The organism is Dellaglioa carnosa, assembly GCF_026948345.1.
In the GTDB taxonomy this organism is placed as follows: Bacteria; Bacillota; Bacilli; order Lactobacillales; family Lactobacillaceae; genus Dellaglioa; species Dellaglioa algida.
Genome location: NZ_JANXLI010000002.1, coordinates 1 through 18,588, shown reverse-complemented (window position 1 = coordinate 18,588; position 18,588 = coordinate 1). Strand labels below are relative to the sequence as shown.

At 37.2% G+C, this 18,588-nt stretch carries 17 protein-coding genes and 1 other annotated feature; of the genes, 11 read left to right on the top strand and 6 right to left on the bottom strand.

The genetic code is table 11. The features are described 5' to 3' along the window. Positions 1-53: 53 nt before the first annotated feature. A complete protein-coding gene (locus tag N0K80_RS03085) occupies positions 54-2,609 on the bottom strand; it encodes a hypothetical protein (RefSeq protein ID WP_269023743.1) in 2,556 nt (851 codons plus the stop codon). Positions 2,610-2,961: 352 nt separating this feature from the next. Between N0K80_RS03085 and efp the strand changes: the two genes are divergently transcribed. Together efp and yidA are read left to right on the top strand one after the other, a co-directional pair. Further along, positions 2,962-3,525: an elongation factor P gene (efp, locus tag N0K80_RS03080; protein WP_057974094.1), complete on the top strand. Its 564-nt coding sequence runs from the start codon at positions 2,962-2,964 to the stop codon at positions 3,523-3,525. Between the two features lie 62 nt (positions 3,526-3,587). Further along, positions 3,588-4,397, top strand: a complete 810-nt coding sequence (gene yidA, locus N0K80_RS03075) for a sugar-phosphatase (protein ID WP_269023742.1) — start codon at positions 3,588-3,590, stop codon at positions 4,395-4,397. Between the two features lie 80 nt (positions 4,398-4,477). Here yidA and N0K80_RS03070 read toward each other — a convergent pair whose 3' ends face one another. Both N0K80_RS03070 and N0K80_RS03065 read right to left on the bottom strand, forming a co-directional pair. Beyond that, positions 4,478-5,992, bottom strand: a complete 1,515-nt coding sequence (locus N0K80_RS03070) for an ABC transporter permease/substrate-binding protein (RefSeq protein ID WP_269023741.1) — start codon at positions 5,990-5,992, stop codon at positions 4,478-4,480. Next, positions 5,992-6,951: an ABC transporter ATP-binding protein gene (locus N0K80_RS03065; protein ID WP_269023740.1), complete on the bottom strand. Its 960-nt coding sequence runs from the start codon at positions 6,949-6,951 to the stop codon at positions 5,992-5,994. The genes N0K80_RS03070 and N0K80_RS03065 overlap by 1 nt, the downstream gene beginning before the upstream one ends. 218 nt (positions 6,952-7,169) lie before the next feature. Here N0K80_RS03065 and N0K80_RS03060 point away from each other — a divergent pair, with 218 nt between their 5' ends. The 7 genes from N0K80_RS03060 to N0K80_RS03030 all read left to right on the top strand — a co-directional run bounded on the left by N0K80_RS03060 (position 7,170) and on the right by N0K80_RS03030 (position 12,218). Then, positions 7,170-7,604, top strand: coding sequence for a MerR family transcriptional regulator (locus tag N0K80_RS03060; protein WP_057974090.1), 435 nt, complete (start codon positions 7,170-7,172; stop codon positions 7,602-7,604). A 6-nt stretch (positions 7,605-7,610) separates the two neighbouring features. After that, positions 7,611-8,036, top strand: coding sequence for a cupin domain-containing protein (locus tag N0K80_RS03055; RefSeq protein WP_407932680.1), 426 nt, complete (start codon positions 7,611-7,613; stop codon positions 8,034-8,036). A gap of 13 nt (positions 8,037-8,049) precedes the next feature. Then, complete coding sequence (locus tag N0K80_RS03050) at positions 8,050-8,370, top strand: carboxymuconolactone decarboxylase family protein (protein ID WP_269008512.1); 321 nt, start codon at positions 8,050-8,052, stop codon at positions 8,368-8,370. A 211-nt stretch (positions 8,371-8,581) separates the two neighbouring features. Further along, the gene (locus N0K80_RS03045) at positions 8,582-8,764 is read left to right on the top strand and encodes a hypothetical protein (protein WP_146343270.1); all 183 of its coding nucleotides are present in this window, start codon (positions 8,582-8,584) and stop codon (positions 8,762-8,764) included. A 33-nt stretch (positions 8,765-8,797) separates the two neighbouring features. After that, positions 8,798-10,117 (top strand): sensor histidine kinase, encoded by a 1,320-nt coding sequence (locus tag N0K80_RS03040; protein ID WP_269023739.1) that lies wholly within the window; start codon positions 8,798-8,800, stop codon positions 10,115-10,117. Then, positions 10,117-10,881, top strand: a complete 765-nt coding sequence (locus N0K80_RS03035; protein WP_146343274.1) for a LytR/AlgR family response regulator transcription factor — start codon at positions 10,117-10,119, stop codon at positions 10,879-10,881. The genes N0K80_RS03040 and N0K80_RS03035 overlap by 1 nt, the downstream gene beginning before the upstream one ends. A gap of 17 nt (positions 10,882-10,898) precedes the next feature. Further along, complete coding sequence (locus N0K80_RS03030) at positions 10,899-12,218, top strand: collagen binding domain-containing protein (protein WP_269023738.1); 1,320 nt, start codon at positions 10,899-10,901, stop codon at positions 12,216-12,218. 60 nt (positions 12,219-12,278) lie between these two features. Here the strand turns inward: N0K80_RS03030 and N0K80_RS03025 are convergent, their stop codons facing one another. Further along, positions 12,279-12,473 (bottom strand): hypothetical protein, encoded by a 195-nt coding sequence (locus N0K80_RS03025; protein ID WP_269023737.1) that lies wholly within the window; start codon positions 12,471-12,473, stop codon positions 12,279-12,281. Between the two features lie 169 nt (positions 12,474-12,642). On the opposite strand from N0K80_RS03025, the gene N0K80_RS03020 reads away from it, so the two are divergent. Then, entirely contained in the window at positions 12,643-13,617 is a 975-nt protein-coding gene (locus N0K80_RS03020) for an aldo/keto reductase (protein WP_112249602.1), read from the top strand. Positions 13,618-13,783: 166 nt separating this feature from the next. Here the strand turns inward: N0K80_RS03020 and spxB are convergent, their stop codons facing one another. After that, positions 13,784-15,523, bottom strand: coding sequence for a pyruvate oxidase (gene spxB, locus N0K80_RS03015; RefSeq protein WP_269023736.1), 1,740 nt, complete (start codon positions 15,521-15,523; stop codon positions 13,784-13,786). 147 nt (positions 15,524-15,670) lie between these two features. Next, positions 15,671-16,645 (bottom strand): NADP-dependent oxidoreductase, encoded by a 975-nt coding sequence (locus N0K80_RS03010; protein WP_407932679.1) that lies wholly within the window; start codon positions 16,643-16,645, stop codon positions 15,671-15,673. A 135-nt stretch (positions 16,646-16,780) separates the two neighbouring features. Next, positions 16,781-16,982, top strand: a binding site (T-box leader). A gap of 57 nt (positions 16,983-17,039) precedes the next feature. Here N0K80_RS03010 and tyrS point away from each other — a divergent pair. Continuing rightward, complete coding sequence (gene tyrS / locus N0K80_RS03005) at positions 17,040-18,296, top strand: tyrosine--tRNA ligase (protein ID WP_146343282.1); 1,257 nt, start codon at positions 17,040-17,042, stop codon at positions 18,294-18,296. Positions 18,297-18,588: the final 292 nt, after the last annotated feature.

Here is an 18,588-nt window from a genome sequence, read left to right as displayed (position 1 = left end):
CCATCTAAAGTGAATTTACTCATTTTAGATGGCTTTTTTTGTGTAACGGATAGTTATTCTTGAGATGGATCTATTGGAATTTTTGGAGACGTAATTGACCATGTGACATTATCCTTAAAATTACCAGGATGGGTAATTTTATTTGTTTGAAGATTCAGGGCTATTTGTGCTGAATAGTAATTGTTATTAATAATTGATGTCGTATCAGAACCAAAGATAGATGAATTTAAATCAAAAATCGTATCTTTAGATTTAATGGTTGTTAAATTTGAGGCATTTCCGTAAGTAATGGTTGAATCGCCAAGCGGACTGGTTTGACGTTTTTCAAACCAACCAAGTTGATCCGGTATGAAGAATGGATTTTTTGGATTATCGGTATCTTTGGTGCCAACCGATAAATCCCATTTAAGATCAAAAGGATTATCAACGGTTAATAGACCGGTTGCAGTTAACTTAGGCGTAGTTGCCGACGTACCTGCCGTGAAATTACCAAAGTTAAATATTTTTGGATAAGAGACTAGCAAATCCCCAATGACATGCAAGTTATATGAAATAGGGGTGTAATCAGGATTTATTTCTGCAAGATCTGAGGCAGAAAGAGTCGTTCCGGACGCACCACCTAATAGTTCATTAATTGTTTTATCATTGTACTTAGAGTGCGTATCTGTATCGGTCGTTGATGTGACTAAATACGAAATTCTATTTTTATGAAACAGGTGATAACCAATTACTTGATTGGGATCACTTGCCTTATCATAGGTAGCGCTGTTTGTGTAGGCCACTTCATCGTATTTGTATTTACTATGTTTCGTACTATATGTTTTCGCAAGCTTATCCGCGACGTTCCCGGTGATTCCTAGTTTAGAACTAGTAAGTTCAGTCGTCCCATCTTGTACATATTTTTCCCAAGGGCCATTGTTGAAACTATACCATAAATAATATTTTTCAGTTTTAGCCGGTGTAGATTTTGTATCCACATTAATCGTCGTATCAAATGACTTTTTAGATGTTTGAACGGTATGCTCTGGTAGTTCGGCAGTTATATTATTTAACGAGAAGTGGAAATCGTAAGGTTCAACCTGTGGAATATAATGGGTCGTACCAGAACCGGTATCGATAGACGTATAGCCGGGTAATGAAATAGATTTAATCGTGGGATGAGTTGAGTTAACTGAATCCGGATTCTTTAAAAAATCTTGAATAGAGTCATCCCCAAAATCATCAGACGCGTTAAAAATACTTTGATAGGCCATATCACCGGGAACGTTTAGATTACCTATAATATTTTGACCGGTAATGATACTTCCGTACAGGATACCTTGATCTGCGTTGATATCAACGTCAGCGCTGGGTGCTAGTACTGATCCATATAAGGAACTTTTGGGATTACCGATGAAAATCTTGCCGTTCTCAGTATTAAAGTTATTTATAATGTGTGAAGACGTATTAAAAACAGATTTAACTTTTTCAGGTTTTTTACCCGTTGTATCAATAGGTGTTAGATTCTGTGTTAAAAGATCAGTAGCGGGTTTGTCTGCACCGTTACTATTTTGACCGGTGAACAGGGTCCCTTTGTTGTTACCGTCTAACTTATAATTTATAGAAGACCCATCAGATGCGGGTGGGTAGGCGCTACAGGTCATCCAAGTGCCATTATTAAAATTAAAGCTAATACCGGACGAGTCATTTGAAAAATGTTTATAATTTAGAACTATAAAAGGCATTTTCATCGTTTTAACGTTAAAATTAACTAAATTAATTGAAATGGCAGTAGCATCTTCAAAATGCGGAACATTACCATCAATATCGGCGAAAACGACGCCCTGATCTTTTGACTGAGTATTCATATTGATGGTTAGCTGAATGACATGTGCACTACTATCCCCGGCTTTAACAAGTTTATTTGTGTTTAAATCGGCATTTTTAATCGCATCATTATACTTTGTGGTGTCACCCTTTGCCTTTGAGTTTGAATAATTAGTTGACGTGAAGTTGGCATAATAATCACTAACATCGATAACATTTTGGGTGGCATCATTGAAAGACGTGATACCGTTATTTTTCATATTCGGGAAGCCGGCAAGTGAGCTAGTTTTATCTTTTTTTGAATTAAATAGATTAATGGCAGCAGCATACTCGGGACTTGTTGGCGTGATACCTGACTGTTGAGTAACAGCCTTGGCAATGGCATCATCTGAAGGTGACGTTTCAATGTAATATGATAGATTCTTCGCTTTACCATTAGTTTTTGAAAAAATAAAACTATTTTTATTGGCATACCAGGCAATGATATCAGCCCCTGAGATGTTCTCTGATATCATTGGAGGACTAACTTTATCAAAGTCAGCATCGGTTAATCCCGCTAATGGGTCATGATCGTAATTTTGCAGATATCTTGGAGGAATCTGCGGATCGTCTCCAGTGACGTTTCCAGACTGACCAGAAGAGGTAAATGTTTTTGCAAAAAACTGTCCTTGTAAAGAATAAATTTCATTCGAATTGAATGTGATTGTGCGTCCCGCAAAACCGGTAGTATCCGTGGCAGCGCCCATTGGATAACCCTTAGGTGGCGCATATGACGTAGCGGCCTGAGCATTATAAATTGGCAATATTAAAAAGAGTAAGCCAAAACAAAAAATGATAATCGATTTATGGATGACAGATAATTTAGTGTAATTGTTTTTAAGCAAGATGAAACCCCTTTCTAAATAATCAAAACTTAATCAATTGATTATATATTCATTATAGGCTTGCGGGCAAAAGATGTGTAGGTCTATTGTGGAACCAATACTATAAAAGAGGGCAATATGGCATATTTATGATTGCTTAATGAAGAAACACTAATTTATCGGTTTTTTATTTTATAAAATAGCGGGATGTTTAATGGTATACCCTAGATTAAGCCTTTTCACTTTGGTATACTCAAGGAGAAACGTTTTAAAAAAAGGGAGATAATAAATTATGATTGAAGCAATTAACTTAAAAGCCGGAATGACTTTCGAACAAGGCGGCAAATTAATTAAAGTTTTAGAAGCAAGTCATCACAAACCAGGTAAGGGTAACACTGTTATGCGTATGAAATTACGTGACGTCCGTTCTGGTTCAACCGTTGAAACAACAATGCGTCCAGAAGTTAAGGTTGAACAAGCCAACATTGAAACAAAACCCGTTCAATTCTTATACAACCAAGACACAATGGCTTTCTTCATGGATTTAGAAACATACGAACAATATGAAATTCCAAGAGATATCATTGAACATGAAGCTAAATTCTTATTAGAAAATATGGAAGTTAAAATCCAATTTTACGGTACAGAAGTTATTGGGTTAACATTACCAACTGTTGTAACATTGCGCGTTGTTGAAACACAACCTTCAATTAAAGGTGCTACAGCAACTGGTTCAGGTAAACCAGCAACAATGGAAACAGGTCTTGTTGTTAATGTTCCTGACTTCATCGCTGCAGATGATGTTTTAGAAATTAATACACAAGAAGGTACATATCTTAAACGTGCACCTAAATAAGGTTCAACAGGTAGTCTCTTGAGGCTGCCTTTTTTTGAACCATTCAGGATGAGGAGATCATTATGGGGATTAAATTAGTTGCAATCGATATCGATGATACGTTATTAAATCCAGAAGGCCAGTTAGCGGGTGAAACGATTAACGCGATTAAAAAAACGATTCAAAAAGGGGTCAAGGTCGTGCTTTGTACTGGTCGTCCGTTAGCCGGTGTCACGACGTTTCTTAACCAATTAGGGATTAGTGGGGATGACCAATACGTGATTACCTACAATGGCGCAATTATTGAAACCGTGAGTGGGCATCGTTTGGCGCAACACACGTTAGACTTCGAAGATTATTTAGCCGCCGATAAATTAAGTTATGAATTGAATGTTCATTATAATATTCTGGATGATGAAAGTCGGATTTATACATCCAACAGAGACGTTGGACGTATTACAGTGATCCAAGCTGCCGAAAATGATGAAGGGTTATTTGTCCGAAATCCGGAAGAAATGCCACAAGATTTAACCGTGTCTAAGATTATGTTCGTAGATGAACCGGAAGTTTTAGATGCGCAGATACATAAAATTAAAGAAACATTTGATGACCGTTATTACGTCGTTCGTAGCTTGCCAGAATTCTTAGAAGTTCTAAATAAGAAGGCAAATAAAGGTAATGCATTAACGGATTTATTATCAGAACTGGGATTAAAAAAAGAAGAGGTCATGGCAATGGGTGATCAACATAATGATTTAACCATGTTCGCGGTGGCTGGTACGACTGTTGCGATGGGAAACGCCATCCCTGAATTAAAAGATGTTGCGACATACGTGACAGAATCAAACGCAAATCATGGAGTTGCGGTTGCGTTGGAACGGTATGTCATCTAATTTCGAAAAGATAAATTTAATAAGAAAATAAAAAAAGTTTGGAACCCACATTTATTAATATCAGGTTCCAAACTTTTTAATTAGTCTAAAAGATGGTGCTTCGCTAAATAGTCATGAGCAACTTTACCTGCGGGGACATTTTTAACATCAACTAGGTAATTCATTTCTTGCATATCCGCATCAGAAATTTTATGACCCAGTTTGTTTAAACTCTTTTTCACAGATGGATATTTTTTTAAAATTCCTTTAGCGATAAGCGGTGCACCTTGGTAAGGCGGAAATAAGTGTTGGTCATCTTGCAGCGTTACCAGATTATATTTAATGAGCTGGCTGTCAGTTGAATAAGCATCGATTAAGTTGACGTTACCGTTCGCAATTGCTTGGTAGCGTAATGCCGGTTCAAACGATTTAGCGTCAAAGGATACGTTATATTTCTTTTCCATCCCTTTATAACCATCCCCACGATTCAAAAATTCGAGTGTGAATCCCGCTTTAATTTTTGAAGAAACACGAGATAGGTCAGATATTTTCGTTAAATGATATTGATCCGCAAATTCTTTTGTTACAGCAATCGCATAAGTATTTTGATAGGCCATTGGATCTAAAAAGTCTAAATTATCTTTAGCTTTAATAGCCGATTTTGCTTGCTGATAGACTTGTTCTTTATTTGTGTTTTTAAGGGGCGTTTTAACTAATTCTTCAAGTACCGTACCAGAAAATTCTGGATAAATATCAATCGATTTAGATTTTAATGCTGAGTATAAAAAACTGGTTTTACCAAAATTTGGCTTTAAGGTCACGTTGATAGTGGGGTCGTCGTGCTCAATTAGATCTTTATACATATTAATTAATATCTCAGGCTCCGCCCCCATTTTACCGGCAATGACTAATTCTTTTTTCTGATGTGTAAGAGCGTTAATCGTTGCGCCACCAGCGAATAGAACGCCTAAAGCGATTAAGATAGTGGCGATAGTTTTCACCTTTAAGTTTTGAAAACGACGGATTAAGGCGCTGAAAAGCACCGCTAAAATAATAGAACTTAAGGCACCAATAATAATTAAGCTCATGTCATTTCTGTCAATACCGAGTAAGATGAATGTCCCTAAGCCACCGGCGCCAATCAAGGCGGCCAATGTTGCGGTTCCGATAATTAAAACAAAAGCGATTCGAATACCCGAAATGATTAGTGGCATAGCCAGTGGTAATTCAAAACGAATCAATTTTTGCGTTCGTGTCATGCCAAATGCGGTGGCTGCTTCTTCTAATGATGGATCAATACTGGTTAAACCGACGTATGTGTTTTGGAATATGGGTAATAAGGCATAGGCCACTAATGCAATGATTGAAGGCAAGGCACCAATTCCGACTAACGGAATCAATAAGCCAAGCAGGGCAAGTGACGGGATTGTTTGTAAAATACTGGTTATTTGCAGGACGATTTCGGCGGCTCGCTTGTATTGGACTAACCAAATTGCCAGCGAAACGGCAATGACGGTTGCAATCAACAACGAAATTAATGAAATTTGCAAATGTTGGAGAATAGCGGTCCATAAATCAGAGCGATGTGTTTGAAATGTTTCCATTAATTGCGTCATTAATGAGTCACCTCACTATTAGTCATACTAGCACCGTAACGTACTAAACTTTGAGCATTAATGGTACCAAGTATGTGGTAATGATCGTCTTGGACGTTCACAACGGCGTGTTCAGCAAGTATGGGTATTAGTTCTTTGAAGGTTGTTTTGGCGGATATAATTGGATAGTCAGTCGTTTCATCAAAGGGGATGCCAAATGAATTTTGAATCATTTCGGTTAAATCGAAATGCATATTTGGTTGATCTAAGCCAAAAAATTCTGAAACAAATGAGTTCTTTGGTGCCCGTCTGATTTCATCCGGTGTCCCAACCTGAATAAGATTACCATCATGCATAATGCCGATTCGCGTTCCAAGGCGGAGTGCTTCAGACATATCATGCGTGATAAATACAATGGTATTGTGTAATTCTTCATGTAAATTGATAACGACATCTTGCAGTGTCTTCTTTGAAATGGGATCTAATGCGCTGAAAGGTTCATCCATTAAAATTAATTTTGGTTCAGTTGCAATGGCTCGTAAAATACCAATCCGCTGTTGTTCACCACCAGATAAATCACTGGGCATTCTTTTACGATAGTCTTCAGGCGGCAAGCCGACGCCTAGTAATAAGTCATCAACGCGTTTTCTTTGTTTATCTTTAGGCCATTTTTGTAAATCTGGGAGTAAGCTAATATTTTCGGCAACTGTCATATTAGGAAATAAGGCAATTTGTTGTAATACGTAGCCAATTTGCGAGCGTAAATCGTGTAGTGGGATTTTGTTAATATTTTGTCCTTCGAATTCGATAGTTCCAGACATAGGGTCAATTAATCGATTAATCATTTTTAAAGTTGTCGTTTTCCCGCTACCACTTGGGCCAACGAGCACAAACAACTCGCCTTTATTAATATGTAAGTTGAGATCATTCAAGACTGGAACATTTTTAAATGATTTTTTAACATGTTTGAAGTCTAACAAAATATGAGCCCCGCTTCGATTTAGTTTATTGATAAAGTCGTTTGAAATATTAACTGTTTCGCTTGATAGTTTACAGTAATAAACTTTGCGATTCAAACATCTGTTCCCAAAGAATTGAAAATAATTATTTATGTCTCATTAATGGTAAACTAATCCTAGTTTGGGCTTGACTTAGAGTTAACTAGAAGTGTTTTAATAGCATTGAGGGGGAAGTATTTATGGATAATGAACAGGAATACAAAATTGGTGAGTTTGCGAAACTGGTAGGACTCTCAAGTTTCACACTTAGATATTATGAAAAAGAAGGTTTGATTAAACCACAACGTAACGCATCTGGCTTACGGTATTATACGAAAGCCGATATTAAATGGGTGGGATTTTTGTTACACCTTAAGGGTACGGGGATGCGGATCACTGAGATTATTAAATATGTTGAATTACGGGCACAAGGTGATACAACGATTATGGAACGACGTGAATTACTCAATAGAGTGAAAGACAATGCGGAGTCCGAAATGCGCGAACTTCAACGTAATATTGAATTTATTTCACATAAAATAGATTGGTACGACGGAAAAGTGTCATCTGAAACAAACGAATTTAAAAGTCTTAGTTTTGAAAAATATTTAGAGAGATTCGCAATATATGATTAAAGTAAAATGGAGGCGATTATAGTGAATGAAGAACAAGTGAAAAATGGCCTATTCCCAATGGGCGAGAAAAATGATGCCTATAAAGATGTTTTTGTCGGACAAAGTTATTTGGATATGCTAGTGGCTGATCCGGAGATTAATGTTGGCGTTGGTAACGTTAGTTTTGAACCCGGAACGCGGAATAACTGGCACATTCATCATGATGGATTCCAATTATTGTTGGTAACGGCGGGTGAAGGTTGGTATCAAGAAGAAGGACAAGAAGCACGTTGTTTAAAAGTTGGGGATGTCGTTGTCACAAAAGATGGCGTTAAACATTGGCATGGTGCTACAAAAGATAGTTGGTTCTCACATGTCGCTATCACAGCAGGCACGCCAGAATGGTTAGAGGCTGTTGATGACGAGACATATGGTAAATTAGAAAGTAAATAGGAGGTCATTAATTATGGTAAAAAAACAAACAGCAGGGCGCGATAACTTGGGCGAATTTGCACCTAAGTTTGCGGAATTAAATGATGATGTTTTATTTGGTGAAGTTTGGGCACGAGAAAGTGAGCTGCCCGCACACCAACGTAGTATTATCACGATTTCTGCGTTAATTTCAGGTGGTAACTTCGAACAATTACCAGCTCATATGGCAATTGGAAAAACAAATGGCATTACGAAAGAAGAGATTGCAGAAATTATCACACATTTATCATTTTACGTCGGTTGGCCTAAAGCATGGTCGGCATTTAATATTGCTAAAGACGTTTTTGAAGGTTAAGTCTTAATTATAGTTAAAGGTGCAAGCTATTTAAAAGTAGCTTGCACCTTTTTTGTGTCATAAAGTGTTTATTGTTCGATTAAGAATAGTTACGTTTAGGGTTAATAAGAGAACGATTACATATTTTTATGGAAAATCCGCGTTTTAAATAGTACACTTAATGGCGTATACAGATATTGGTTAAAAGAGATGACTCTGGGGGAGATAGATAGTGAAATTAAAGAAAGTTATTGTGGGATTAATGCTCTGCACAGTTATAATGCAGACGGGAGCCGTAAGTGCGGCCTCATATCACCAAAATTCGCACAGAGAAACAATTAGTAGTCGCTCAATGGGCGGATATACCACTAATGGAAGTTTATGGTCTTCCATTAAACATAAATTTGGCTGGTAAAATCGAATAATGTTGACTGTCACACCACTCCAAATGTTATTTTTTGACGGAGAAGCAGTTGTATTAATGAATTTAATGCAATATATGTTAAGCAAAGACATACGAAATACAAATAAAATAAAAATTAAAATGATAACCGATATACTGATATTTCCAATAATTTGCGGAGTAGTCGGAAATATCGGTTATTTTATTTATTTAATCTCAATGATTCTTTTTTATGTCCGTATGAATGAAAAACCATTGAATAAATATCATACGCTTAATACTTTATTGATTACGTTTGTTTTCTATTTAGTCATCGCCAATGTTGAAACCTATCTTTTTAAACTATTGTATGAATATCAATTTCATACAAACGTTAAGGAATTAAAAAATACCGATACATGGCTACATTTTGGCTTGCTTGGATTATTGGGTGTAGTGGCTTACTTTGGTCTACGTTTGGTTAAAGTAAAATTATTAAAAAAATTCAATGTAGATAGTATCTACTTAGAAAAATTAATCTTTTATGATTTTCTGGGTATTATTGCGTTGCTTTCACTAGTTATCTTTAGCGCTCAACATTTGAAAATTCAATTTGAATTTATCGGTATAATCATATTAGTGTTAATTATGATTATTGCCGCAATTGTTTTGATGACTTATTTTGTATTTGATAGTTATGCAAAAAGAATGGCGCTTGAAAATAAACTGCAGATGCAAGAAATCCATCAAACATATATTGATCAAATCGAACATCGTAATAAAGAGCTTAGACGATTCAAACATGATTATCAAAATATATTACTTACGTTAGAACATTATATTCAAAATGATGATCGTGAAAAATTACGCGAGTATTTTGATGAGGTTGTGCGGGAATCAGGTAGTCAGATTGATATGGATGGTACTGGGTTTGAAACGGTTGCGCTTATCAAAAATGAACAAATTAGGTTAATGATGTATAGCAAAATCATTTTTGCGCAAAATCAAGATATTAAAGTTCATCTGGAAGTGGATCCCGAATTTGAATTCATGATGACCGGTGTTGATGCCATTCGAATACTAGGTATTTTATTTGATAACGCGATTGAAGCTTTGGTTGATTTGCCAAAGGGCCAGCGATTTTTAAATATTGCGCTTGTTCGATATCAAGATTTTGATGAGGTCATTATGCGAAACGACTTCGACAAGGGGCTTGTAAAAAAAGCGAATTTTATTAATTCAAGTAGTAAGGGCGACGGGCGCGGACAAGGGCTTAAAATCGTTAGAGAGATAATGGCTAAATACGAGGATAGTCAATTTGGTGTTTGTATGAATGGCGAACAATTTGAAGTGAATGTCATTTTAAAAAGAGGAGGTGACGACTAGTGTTATCACTATTTATCTATGAAGATGATGCCCAACAATTACTGGCCGAGAGGGAAGTTTTGAACAATCAAATGATAATTAACGATTTTGATGTTACTTGGGGCGTAGTTTCTAAACGTTCGGCTGATATTTTGAACGAGTTGGACCGGGATGAGACAATTACGGGACTTTATATCTTAGATGTTGAGGTTGACGATGACATGAGCGGGATTGAACTCGCAACTGAAATTCGAAAACGTGATACATTTGCGAAGATTGTTTTCGTTACATCGCATGCTGAGATGGCATTGATGACCTTTGAACGTAAAATTGAACCTTTAGATTATATTGATAAGGGATTAGGATTTGAGCGGGTCAAAGAAAAATTAATTGACGATTTTCGTGTTGCCAACGAGCGGTATCTAGCTAGCAAAGAGGAAAAAGGTCGTTTATTTTCTTATAAGGTCGGCGCACACCTCTATCAGACCGCAATCGGTGAAGTTATCTTTTTAGAGACGGCAACTAATTCACATAAAATTATTTTACATAAGTGGAACGAAAGTATTGAATTGAATGTTAAAATGAACGATATGGAAAAAAATTATCCGGCATTGTTTAGAAGTCACAAAAGTTATTTAGTTAATTTGGACTGGATAAAAGACGTTGACCTCAAGAAAAAGACGATTAATTTTAAAAATGATGCAGTTGCGTACGTGTCCTATCGTAAATTATCGGAACTAAAACGGTTAATGGAAAATGAAAAAAAGATTATCAAAGACAATTAAAAAAGGAGATAAGTAATATGGGAAAAATGTTGAAACGTATTATGATTAGTTTAATGGGATTTTTTATTATTGCAGTAGTAGTCGAAAATAATGTGCAAGCGTCTGATGTCGGAGATCGTTATGTGACAAATGCAGAGTTACAAGATGGAAATGGGGATGCGCAAACTAGTTTTGATCAATATGACAACATGCAGGCGCATTATGATTTCACTATTCCAGCAAACAGCGGTGTAAAAGCCGGCGACCAGATGACGGTTGATTTACCAAAACAATTGGTCTTAAATAAATCAGTTTCGTTTGATATCGTTAACACTGAGGGAGTAGTCATTGGAAAAGCGGTGGCTGATAAAACAACCGGGAAGCTAACGGTTACCTTTACGGATTATGTTGAAACACATAATAATTCGGATATTACGGGTGAAATGTCTGTTTGGGTTAGTTGGAATCATGATTTAATTTCTAGTGGATCAAGCGTCCCAATCGATTGGGGTGTGGCTGGAGAGACAACAATCAACGTGAACGATGGTGAAGGATTACCTGATAAGAATGAAGTTTTGTATAAGTGGGGTTCAGTTGATCCAGATGATCCAACGTTAATTCATTGGACTGTTCGATTGAACTATACGTTAAAAAATATCAAAAATGCGGTTTATACGGATACATTGGGTAAAAACCAAACGTTGGTTCCGGGATCAGTGGATGCCGCACACGGTTATTACACACAGAATACGTTCAATAAAACGCTAGCAGTACCTGCTAGTCAAATTGTAGAAAATGGACAAACAGGATTTACAATAACGCTTGGTGACTTAGATGACACTGTTTTGATGAATTATGATGCACGAGCAACCGATGGTGGAGCTTCTACAGCCTATGGTAATTCTGGCGTGTTAACGGGGGATGATTTTAAGACATCAACCGTGGATGTCTATACGCCTGAAAATGGTGGCAATGGAACTGGTGAAGGTACCGATAACGGTAAACCCGAAGTACCAAAACCTGAAGTACCGAAACCAGAAGTACCAAAGCCTGAAGTGCCAAAGCCTGAAGTGCCAAAGCCCGAAGTACCGAAACCAGAAGTACCAAAGCCCGAAGTACCAGAAACTAAAGTCCCAGATACGAATAAACCTGTGACAAAAAAACCAGAAGTTGTCACACCGGTGGTAACTCCTGAAAAACCGGTAGTTAAGGAATCGACAAAAGAAACAAATAAAAAGACGGAACAACAAACATTGCCTCAAACAGGCGAAAAGTTAGATTATCAATCAATTTGGGTAGGATTAAGTTTAATTCTATTGAGTAGTGGATTGGTTTTAATCGCAAGACGACGTCGTTAAAAATAAAAAAGAAGCCATAATAGGCTTCTTTTTTTGTGGAGTTTAGTGATGATAATCGATTTATTTTCTGAAATCTTGCCCAATTAAAATGCTGATTACAATGACGGTCACGGATGCGGCAATAAATTCTATGTTTAAGAAATTATGATTTGTAAAAAATTCAATCAGTACTCTAAGAATTGTTGCGGTAGCTAACGCAACAATGAATGTTTTAATATAGTGGGCATTGATATACGCATTTATTTTTTTAAACATTTATGGAAACTCCTTTATATTTTTCCTAATGATGGCACAGATAAGAACAAATAGCGAGCGGCGTTAAAAATATGATTAAGTATTAATTGGTGTTTAGGGTGGGTATAAATTGTTCAGCAACACTGAAAGCGCTATAATTAAAAGTGTAATTATATTTGGAGGGATGTTTATGTATCAGGCGAATGAAAAACGTTACGATAAAATGATTTATAATCGATTGGGCAATAGTGGTTTAAAAGTATCCGCAATTGCATTAGGGTTATGGAAAAATTTTGGTGATGAAACACCATTAAGTACGCAAAAAGATATTATTGAAACCGCATTTGATAACGGCATTACTTACTTTGATTTGGCGAATAATTATGGAGATGGCGCTGCCGAGAAGAATTTTGGCCGCATTTTACGTGAGGACTTAAGCACACATCGAGATGAAATGGTTATTTCGACGAAGGCTGGGTATTATATGTGGCCAGGTCCATACGGCGAATGGGGTTCAAAGAAAAATTTATTTGCTAGCATGGATCAATCATTGGAACGGATGCAGCTGGATTACGTCGATATTTTCTATCATCATCGCCCAGATCCTGATACACCGTTGGAAGAAACGGCAGAGGCCTTGGACTTGTTAGTGCGTCAAGGCAAGGCATTATATGTCGGAATTTCCAATTATCGTGCGCCAGAAGCTGAAAAAATGATCCAGCTCTTGAAAGCAAAACATACACCAATTATTGTTCATCAACCACGTTATAATTTATTAGATCGTTGGATTGAAGATGGGCTGAAAGATGTATTGAAGCAGGAACAGATTGGGACGGTCGCATTTAGTCCATTGGCACAAGGGTTATTAACGGATCGTTATTTAAATGGCATTCCTGATGACTCACGCGTGAAAAAATTTGATTCATTGAAGGAAGAGCGCGTTGAAAAGACAATCGTTCAGGTTAAAGGCTTGAACGAAATAGCAATCAACCGGGGACAAACGTTAGCAGAAATGGCTTTATCATGGGATTTAAAAGATGATTCAGTTTCATCGGTCATTATTGGTGCGAGTCGTGTAAGCCAATTAATGGATAACTTAAAAGCGCTAGAACACCTAGAGTTCAGTGCCGCAGAGTTAGCAGAAATCGATAATATATTAGGATAGAAGAAAGGTTTCCGACAGATTGTCGGAAATCTTTTTTTATTTTAGCGTAATTAAAAAATATCTGCATAAAAAGCGTAATTGTTATTGTAGGTAAGAGTAATAAAATCTACGATGGATATAAAAAAACTTCCTAAGTGAGTAATACTCATCTTAGGAAGTTTTCTAATTAATTTTGATTTTCAAGAATTTCACGGAATGGAATTAATCCTTCTGCTTGGTACTCTTTAACGAAAGCTTTAACAGCTTCTGGATCTTGTGTTTTAGAATCAATAACAAGTTGTTCAACGGGAAGTGGACGATCTGACGTTACTTTAACGTCAATAACAACTGGAACTTTAGAACCCTTGGCTTCAGCAAAGGCTGCTTTTAATTCTGCCAGTGTCCGGACGGTATAACCTTTTGCGCCCATGTTGTTCGCAATGCCACCCCAATCGGCGTCAATTAAATCAACACCTGAATGTGGTTGTTGTTTATCATCTTGTTCGGCGCGAATGAACCCGAGTTCCTTATTACTTAGGACAACGTTAATGATCGGCATATTGTATTTAACTTGCGTTAAAACGTCTTGCATAACCATTGTCCAACCACCATCACCGGAAATTGAGAAGACCTGGCGATCTGGGAATGCTGATTGCGCACCAATTGCGGCAGGTAATGCGTAACCCATCGTGGCGTACCATGCAGATGTCGTAAATTTATTTTTTTCACCAAGACGCAAGAAACGCATTGCTTCTACAGTTGCGTTACCAACATCAATTTGGAAAATGGCATCGTCATCTTTAATTTTGTTAATTTCATTGAAAACGGGTTCGAAACGAAGTGGCATACCATCGTCTTCGTTGAAACTTTCAACCCATTTCATCCAATTTTCTTTATTTGCAATTGATGCTTTATACCATTTTGTTGGTGCGATTGGTGTTTTAACTGCATCATTTAATGCGATTAAAGTTTCTTTGGCATCCGCTAAAATAGGAACATCAACTGCATGACGTTTACCTAATTTTTCAGAATCAATATCAACTTGAATGAATTTAGCATCGGGGGCAAAGAAATAGCCACCAAATGGGAAGTCAGATCCGATAAAGAGTACAGCATCTGCTGCGCGAAGAAGATCGACACCGGGTTTATTAGCAACACGGCCTGCTGAACCCATGTAAGCTTTGTAATCATCAGGAATAATTGTTTTTGCAAGTGCAGATGTTGCAATTGGTAGTGACAATTTTTCAGATAATGCAATTAATTCTTTACCAGCACCACGAATTCCTTTACCAGCATAAATAATAGGTGTTTTAGCCGTTGTCAAAATGTCTAAAGCATCTTGAATTTGTTTATCGCGAGGCATTGGGTAAAGTGGTTTTTGATAATTTGTAGCTGTTGATACAAATGTATCATCGATTTCTTGCCAGCCGAGATCAGTTGGAATGGTAACGACAGCCACACCGTTATATTTGTATGCTTGACGAATTGCTTCATCAACAACAACCGGTAAATTTTCAGGCGTTGTGGCCGTTCGGTTGTAGACAGAAACATCTTCAAACATTGGATTTTCGTTCATTTCTTGGAAGTAATTTGTATTCATCATTTGTGTACCAACTTGCCCAACTAGAGCAAGAACCGGAACACCATCATATTTAGCGTCATAAAGACCATTCAATAGATGGACGGCGCCAGGACCGGCTGAACCAAAAGCAACACCTAATTTTCCAGTTACTTTAGCTTCACCGGCTGCGGCAAGTGCCCCAACTTCTTCATGACGTACTTGAACATAATTAATGGTATCTTTACGGTTATGTAAGGCATTCATCGTCGAATCAAATGAGCCACCTGGTAATCCGTAGACGGTTTTAACGCCCCAATCTTCTAAAACTTTAAGCATTGCATCTGAAGCATTAATTTTTTCTGACATAATAGCAAGTCCCCTTTTTGCAAATTTTATTCTATAAAAATATTATAGAACTATCAGTAAATTAACGCTAGTGAAAGCACTTACTTTTTAGTAGTAAAAAAATAACCCAGACATGACCGGCTGAGTTATTTTAAAGAAACAATTAAATTATTTGAAGCGAACCACAATTTTACCAAGTGCGTGATGTGATTCACTGCGATCATGAGCTTCGGCTACGCCTTCTGCTGAGAACTTGTAGACTGAATCTAACGTTACTTTTAAAGTGCCATTTTCAAGCATATTAGCTAATTTAGTTAGTTCTGCACCATTTGGGTCTAGCCAAATTGATTCAAAACTGACATTGCGGTCTTCGGCAAGACTGGCCGTCTTTTCGGCGGCAGATCCGGTAATCGAAACCATTCGGCCGGAACCATGTTTTAAGATGCTAACTGATTTTTCTTGAGCCTCGCCGCCAATTGTATCAACAACAAGATCAATATCTTTTAAAACTTCGGTAAAATCTGTTTCATGGTAATCAATTACTTGATCAGCACCAAGTGATTTAACGAAATCAATATTCGTCGAGCTAGTCGTTGTAATGACGTAAGCGCCAACGGATTTAGCGAGTTGAATAGCGAAAGAACCAACGCCACCTGATCCGGCATGTATAAATACTTTTTCACCTTTTTGTAGGTGGCCGTGATCAAAGAGGGCTTGCCATGCAGTTAAGCCAGCTAAAGGAACAGCTGCTGCTTCTTCAAAACTGATGTTTTCAGGTTTGAGGGCAAGTAAATTAGCATCAACGGCTGTGTACTCCGCGTATGTGCCAAAACGGGTAGTAGCTGGTCGAGCGAAAACACGATCGCCAATCTTCCAGTCGGTTACGTTAGAACCAACTTCGGTGATAACACCGGCTACGTCCCAACCTAAGATGATAGGAAATGGCCATTTAAACATGGGCTGCAAATAACCCTCACGAGTTTTCCAGTCAACGGGGTTAATTCCGGCTGCTTTTTCTTTTACGATTACTTGGTCCGCTGTCATTTCGGGCATTGGAACATCGCGTTGTTTGAGTTGGTCTTGTCCGCCAAACTCGTCAATTACAACGGCTGACATTGTTTCATTTTGTGTCATTGGACTCATCTTCTTCCTGGTTACTTTTAATTTGTAAGTGAATTGTATCGAATATATGAGTGGAATGCAATAAAGACCCTCTTTTGAGGTGGTAAAATTCAACGATTAAAATTGACATTTCGACGTTATTTACGTATATTGTAGCTATAAGCGATGAAGTAGTTCAGTAGCTTTTCGACCAATTTTAAAGAAACCTGATGGCCGCTGTAAATCAGGAAATGTCGATGAGTGAAGTACGCTATGGAGCTGTCAACGACTCATCTCGTTAACGATGATTAAGCGATTGTCTACTATATATAGCAGATAATAACTTGGGTGGTAACGCGGAAATTAATTCGTCCCTAATATCTTTTTTAGATATTAGGGATTTTTTTATACTTATATTATATGGGAGGAAACAGAAATGAATATTATTGACGAACTAGAATGGCGCGATGCAATTAACCAAACGACGGATGAAGACGGGCTACGCGAATTAACTGCGGAGAAATCAGTTGGCTTGTACTGTGGGGTTGATCCAACAGGTGATAGCATGCATATTGGGCACTTAATTCCATTTATGATGCTAAAAAGATTTCAATTAGCAGGCCATCATCCATATATCATCATTGGTGGGGGGACAGGTTCGATTGGTGATCCAAGTGGTAAGAATTCAGAACGCGTCCTCCAATCAATGGAACAAGTTCACCATAATGAACAAGCACTTACTGCGCAAATGACTAAGCTATTTGGACAGGATTCAAATATTTCAATTGTAAATAATTACGATTGGTTATCAAAAATTAGCCTCTTAGACTTCTTGCGTGACTATGGTAAGTTGTTTAACGTAAACAGTATGCTGGCGAAAGATGTGGTTGCAAGTCGTTTAGAAGTCGGTATTTCATTCACAGAGTTTACGTACCAAATTTTACAATCGGTCGATTTTTTACATTTACTTAGACACCATGATGTTCAATTACAAATTGGTGGGGCCGATCAATGGGGCAACATCACAGCTGGAATTGATTTAATTCATAAAGAACTTGGATCTGATACAAAGGCTTATGGACTAACAATTCCGTTAATGCTTAAAGCTGATGGAACGAAATTTGGTAAAACAGCCGGTGGTGCAGTTTGGTTAAATCCAGAAAAAACGACGCCATATGAATTCTATCAATTCTGGTTAAACCAAGATGACAGGGATGTTGTGAAGTACTTGAAATTCTTCACGTTCTTAACGTCGGACCAAATTGCGGAGTACCAGAAGTCAGTGGAAACTGCTCCAGAAAAGCGTGAAGCACAACGTCGTTTAGCACGTGAAGTAACAGAATTTGTTCATAGTCCAGAAGCAGTAATAGAAGCTGAACATATTTCTGCGGCATTATTCTCGGGAGAAGTGAAGGAATTGACGACGAGCGAAATTGAACAAGGATTCAAAAACATGCCGTCAGTTGAATTGGCAGCCGAACCAGAAAATATTGTCGAATTATTAGTAAACACAAAAATAGAATCATCAAAAAGACAAGCTCGTGAAGATATTACAAATGGAGCTATCCGGATTAATGGAGAAAAAATTCAAGATTTAGATTTTGTAATTAATCCAGCGAAAGAATTTGATGGTAAGTTTGTTATTATTCGTCGTGGTAAAAAGAAATATTGGTTAGGACGCGTTAACGGATAAGTATAAAGAAATGAATTGAACATAAAATATGTGAATTAACGATAAAATACAACAAAAAAAATAATCTCAAAAATAGGATTAATAGTCTATTTTTGAGATTATTTTTTGTTGAAAGAGGGTAATACACGTGATGTATCCGATTACATCCATATTTTTGAATTTATTTTAATTAAAAGCTTGACGTAACCTCTTATTCTTGGTAAAGTAATAAACGTTGCTTCAGCAGTAAACAACTAATTCAAAATGATCATCAAATTAAGAATAAAAAAGTTCTTGACAATTGATGAGATAC

Bases quoted from the DNA above. Each gene is read 5' to 3' on its own strand.
- yidA (WP_269023742.1), top strand. From the start codon at position 3,588: ATGGGGATTAAATTAGTTGCAATCGATATCGATGATACGTTATTAAAT.
- efp (WP_057974094.1), top strand. From the start codon at position 2,962: ATGATTGAAGCAATTAACTTAAAAGCCGGAATGACTTTCGAACAAGGC.
- N0K80_RS03055 (WP_407932680.1), top strand. From the start codon at position 7,611: ATGGAGGCGATTATAGTGAATGAAGAACAAGTGAAAAATGGCCTATTC.
- N0K80_RS03020 (WP_112249602.1), top strand. From the start codon at position 12,643: ATGTATCAGGCGAATGAAAAACGTTACGATAAAATGATTTATAATCGA.
- N0K80_RS03010 (WP_407932679.1), bottom strand. From the start codon at position 16,645: ATGAGTCCAATGACACAAAATGAAACAATGTCAGCCGTTGTAATTGAC.
- N0K80_RS03070 (WP_269023741.1), bottom strand. From the start codon at position 5,992: ATGACGCAATTAATGGAAACATTTCAAACACATCGCTCTGATTTATGG.
- spxB (WP_269023736.1), bottom strand. From the start codon at position 15,523: ATGTCAGAAAAAATTAATGCTTCAGATGCAATGCTTAAAGTTTTAGAA.
- N0K80_RS03060 (WP_057974090.1), top strand. From the start codon at position 7,170: ATGGATAATGAACAGGAATACAAAATTGGTGAGTTTGCGAAACTGGTA.
- N0K80_RS03050 (WP_269008512.1), top strand. From the start codon at position 8,050: ATGGTAAAAAAACAAACAGCAGGGCGCGATAACTTGGGCGAATTTGCA.
- tyrS (WP_146343282.1), top strand. From the start codon at position 17,040: ATGAATATTATTGACGAACTAGAATGGCGCGATGCAATTAACCAAACG.
- N0K80_RS03025 (WP_269023737.1), bottom strand. From the start codon at position 12,473: ATGTTTAAAAAAATAAATGCGTATATCAATGCCCACTATATTAAAACA.
- N0K80_RS03040 (WP_269023739.1), top strand. From the start codon at position 8,798: ATGTTATTTTTTGACGGAGAAGCAGTTGTATTAATGAATTTAATGCAA.
- N0K80_RS03030 (WP_269023738.1), top strand. From the start codon at position 10,899: ATGGGAAAAATGTTGAAACGTATTATGATTAGTTTAATGGGATTTTTT.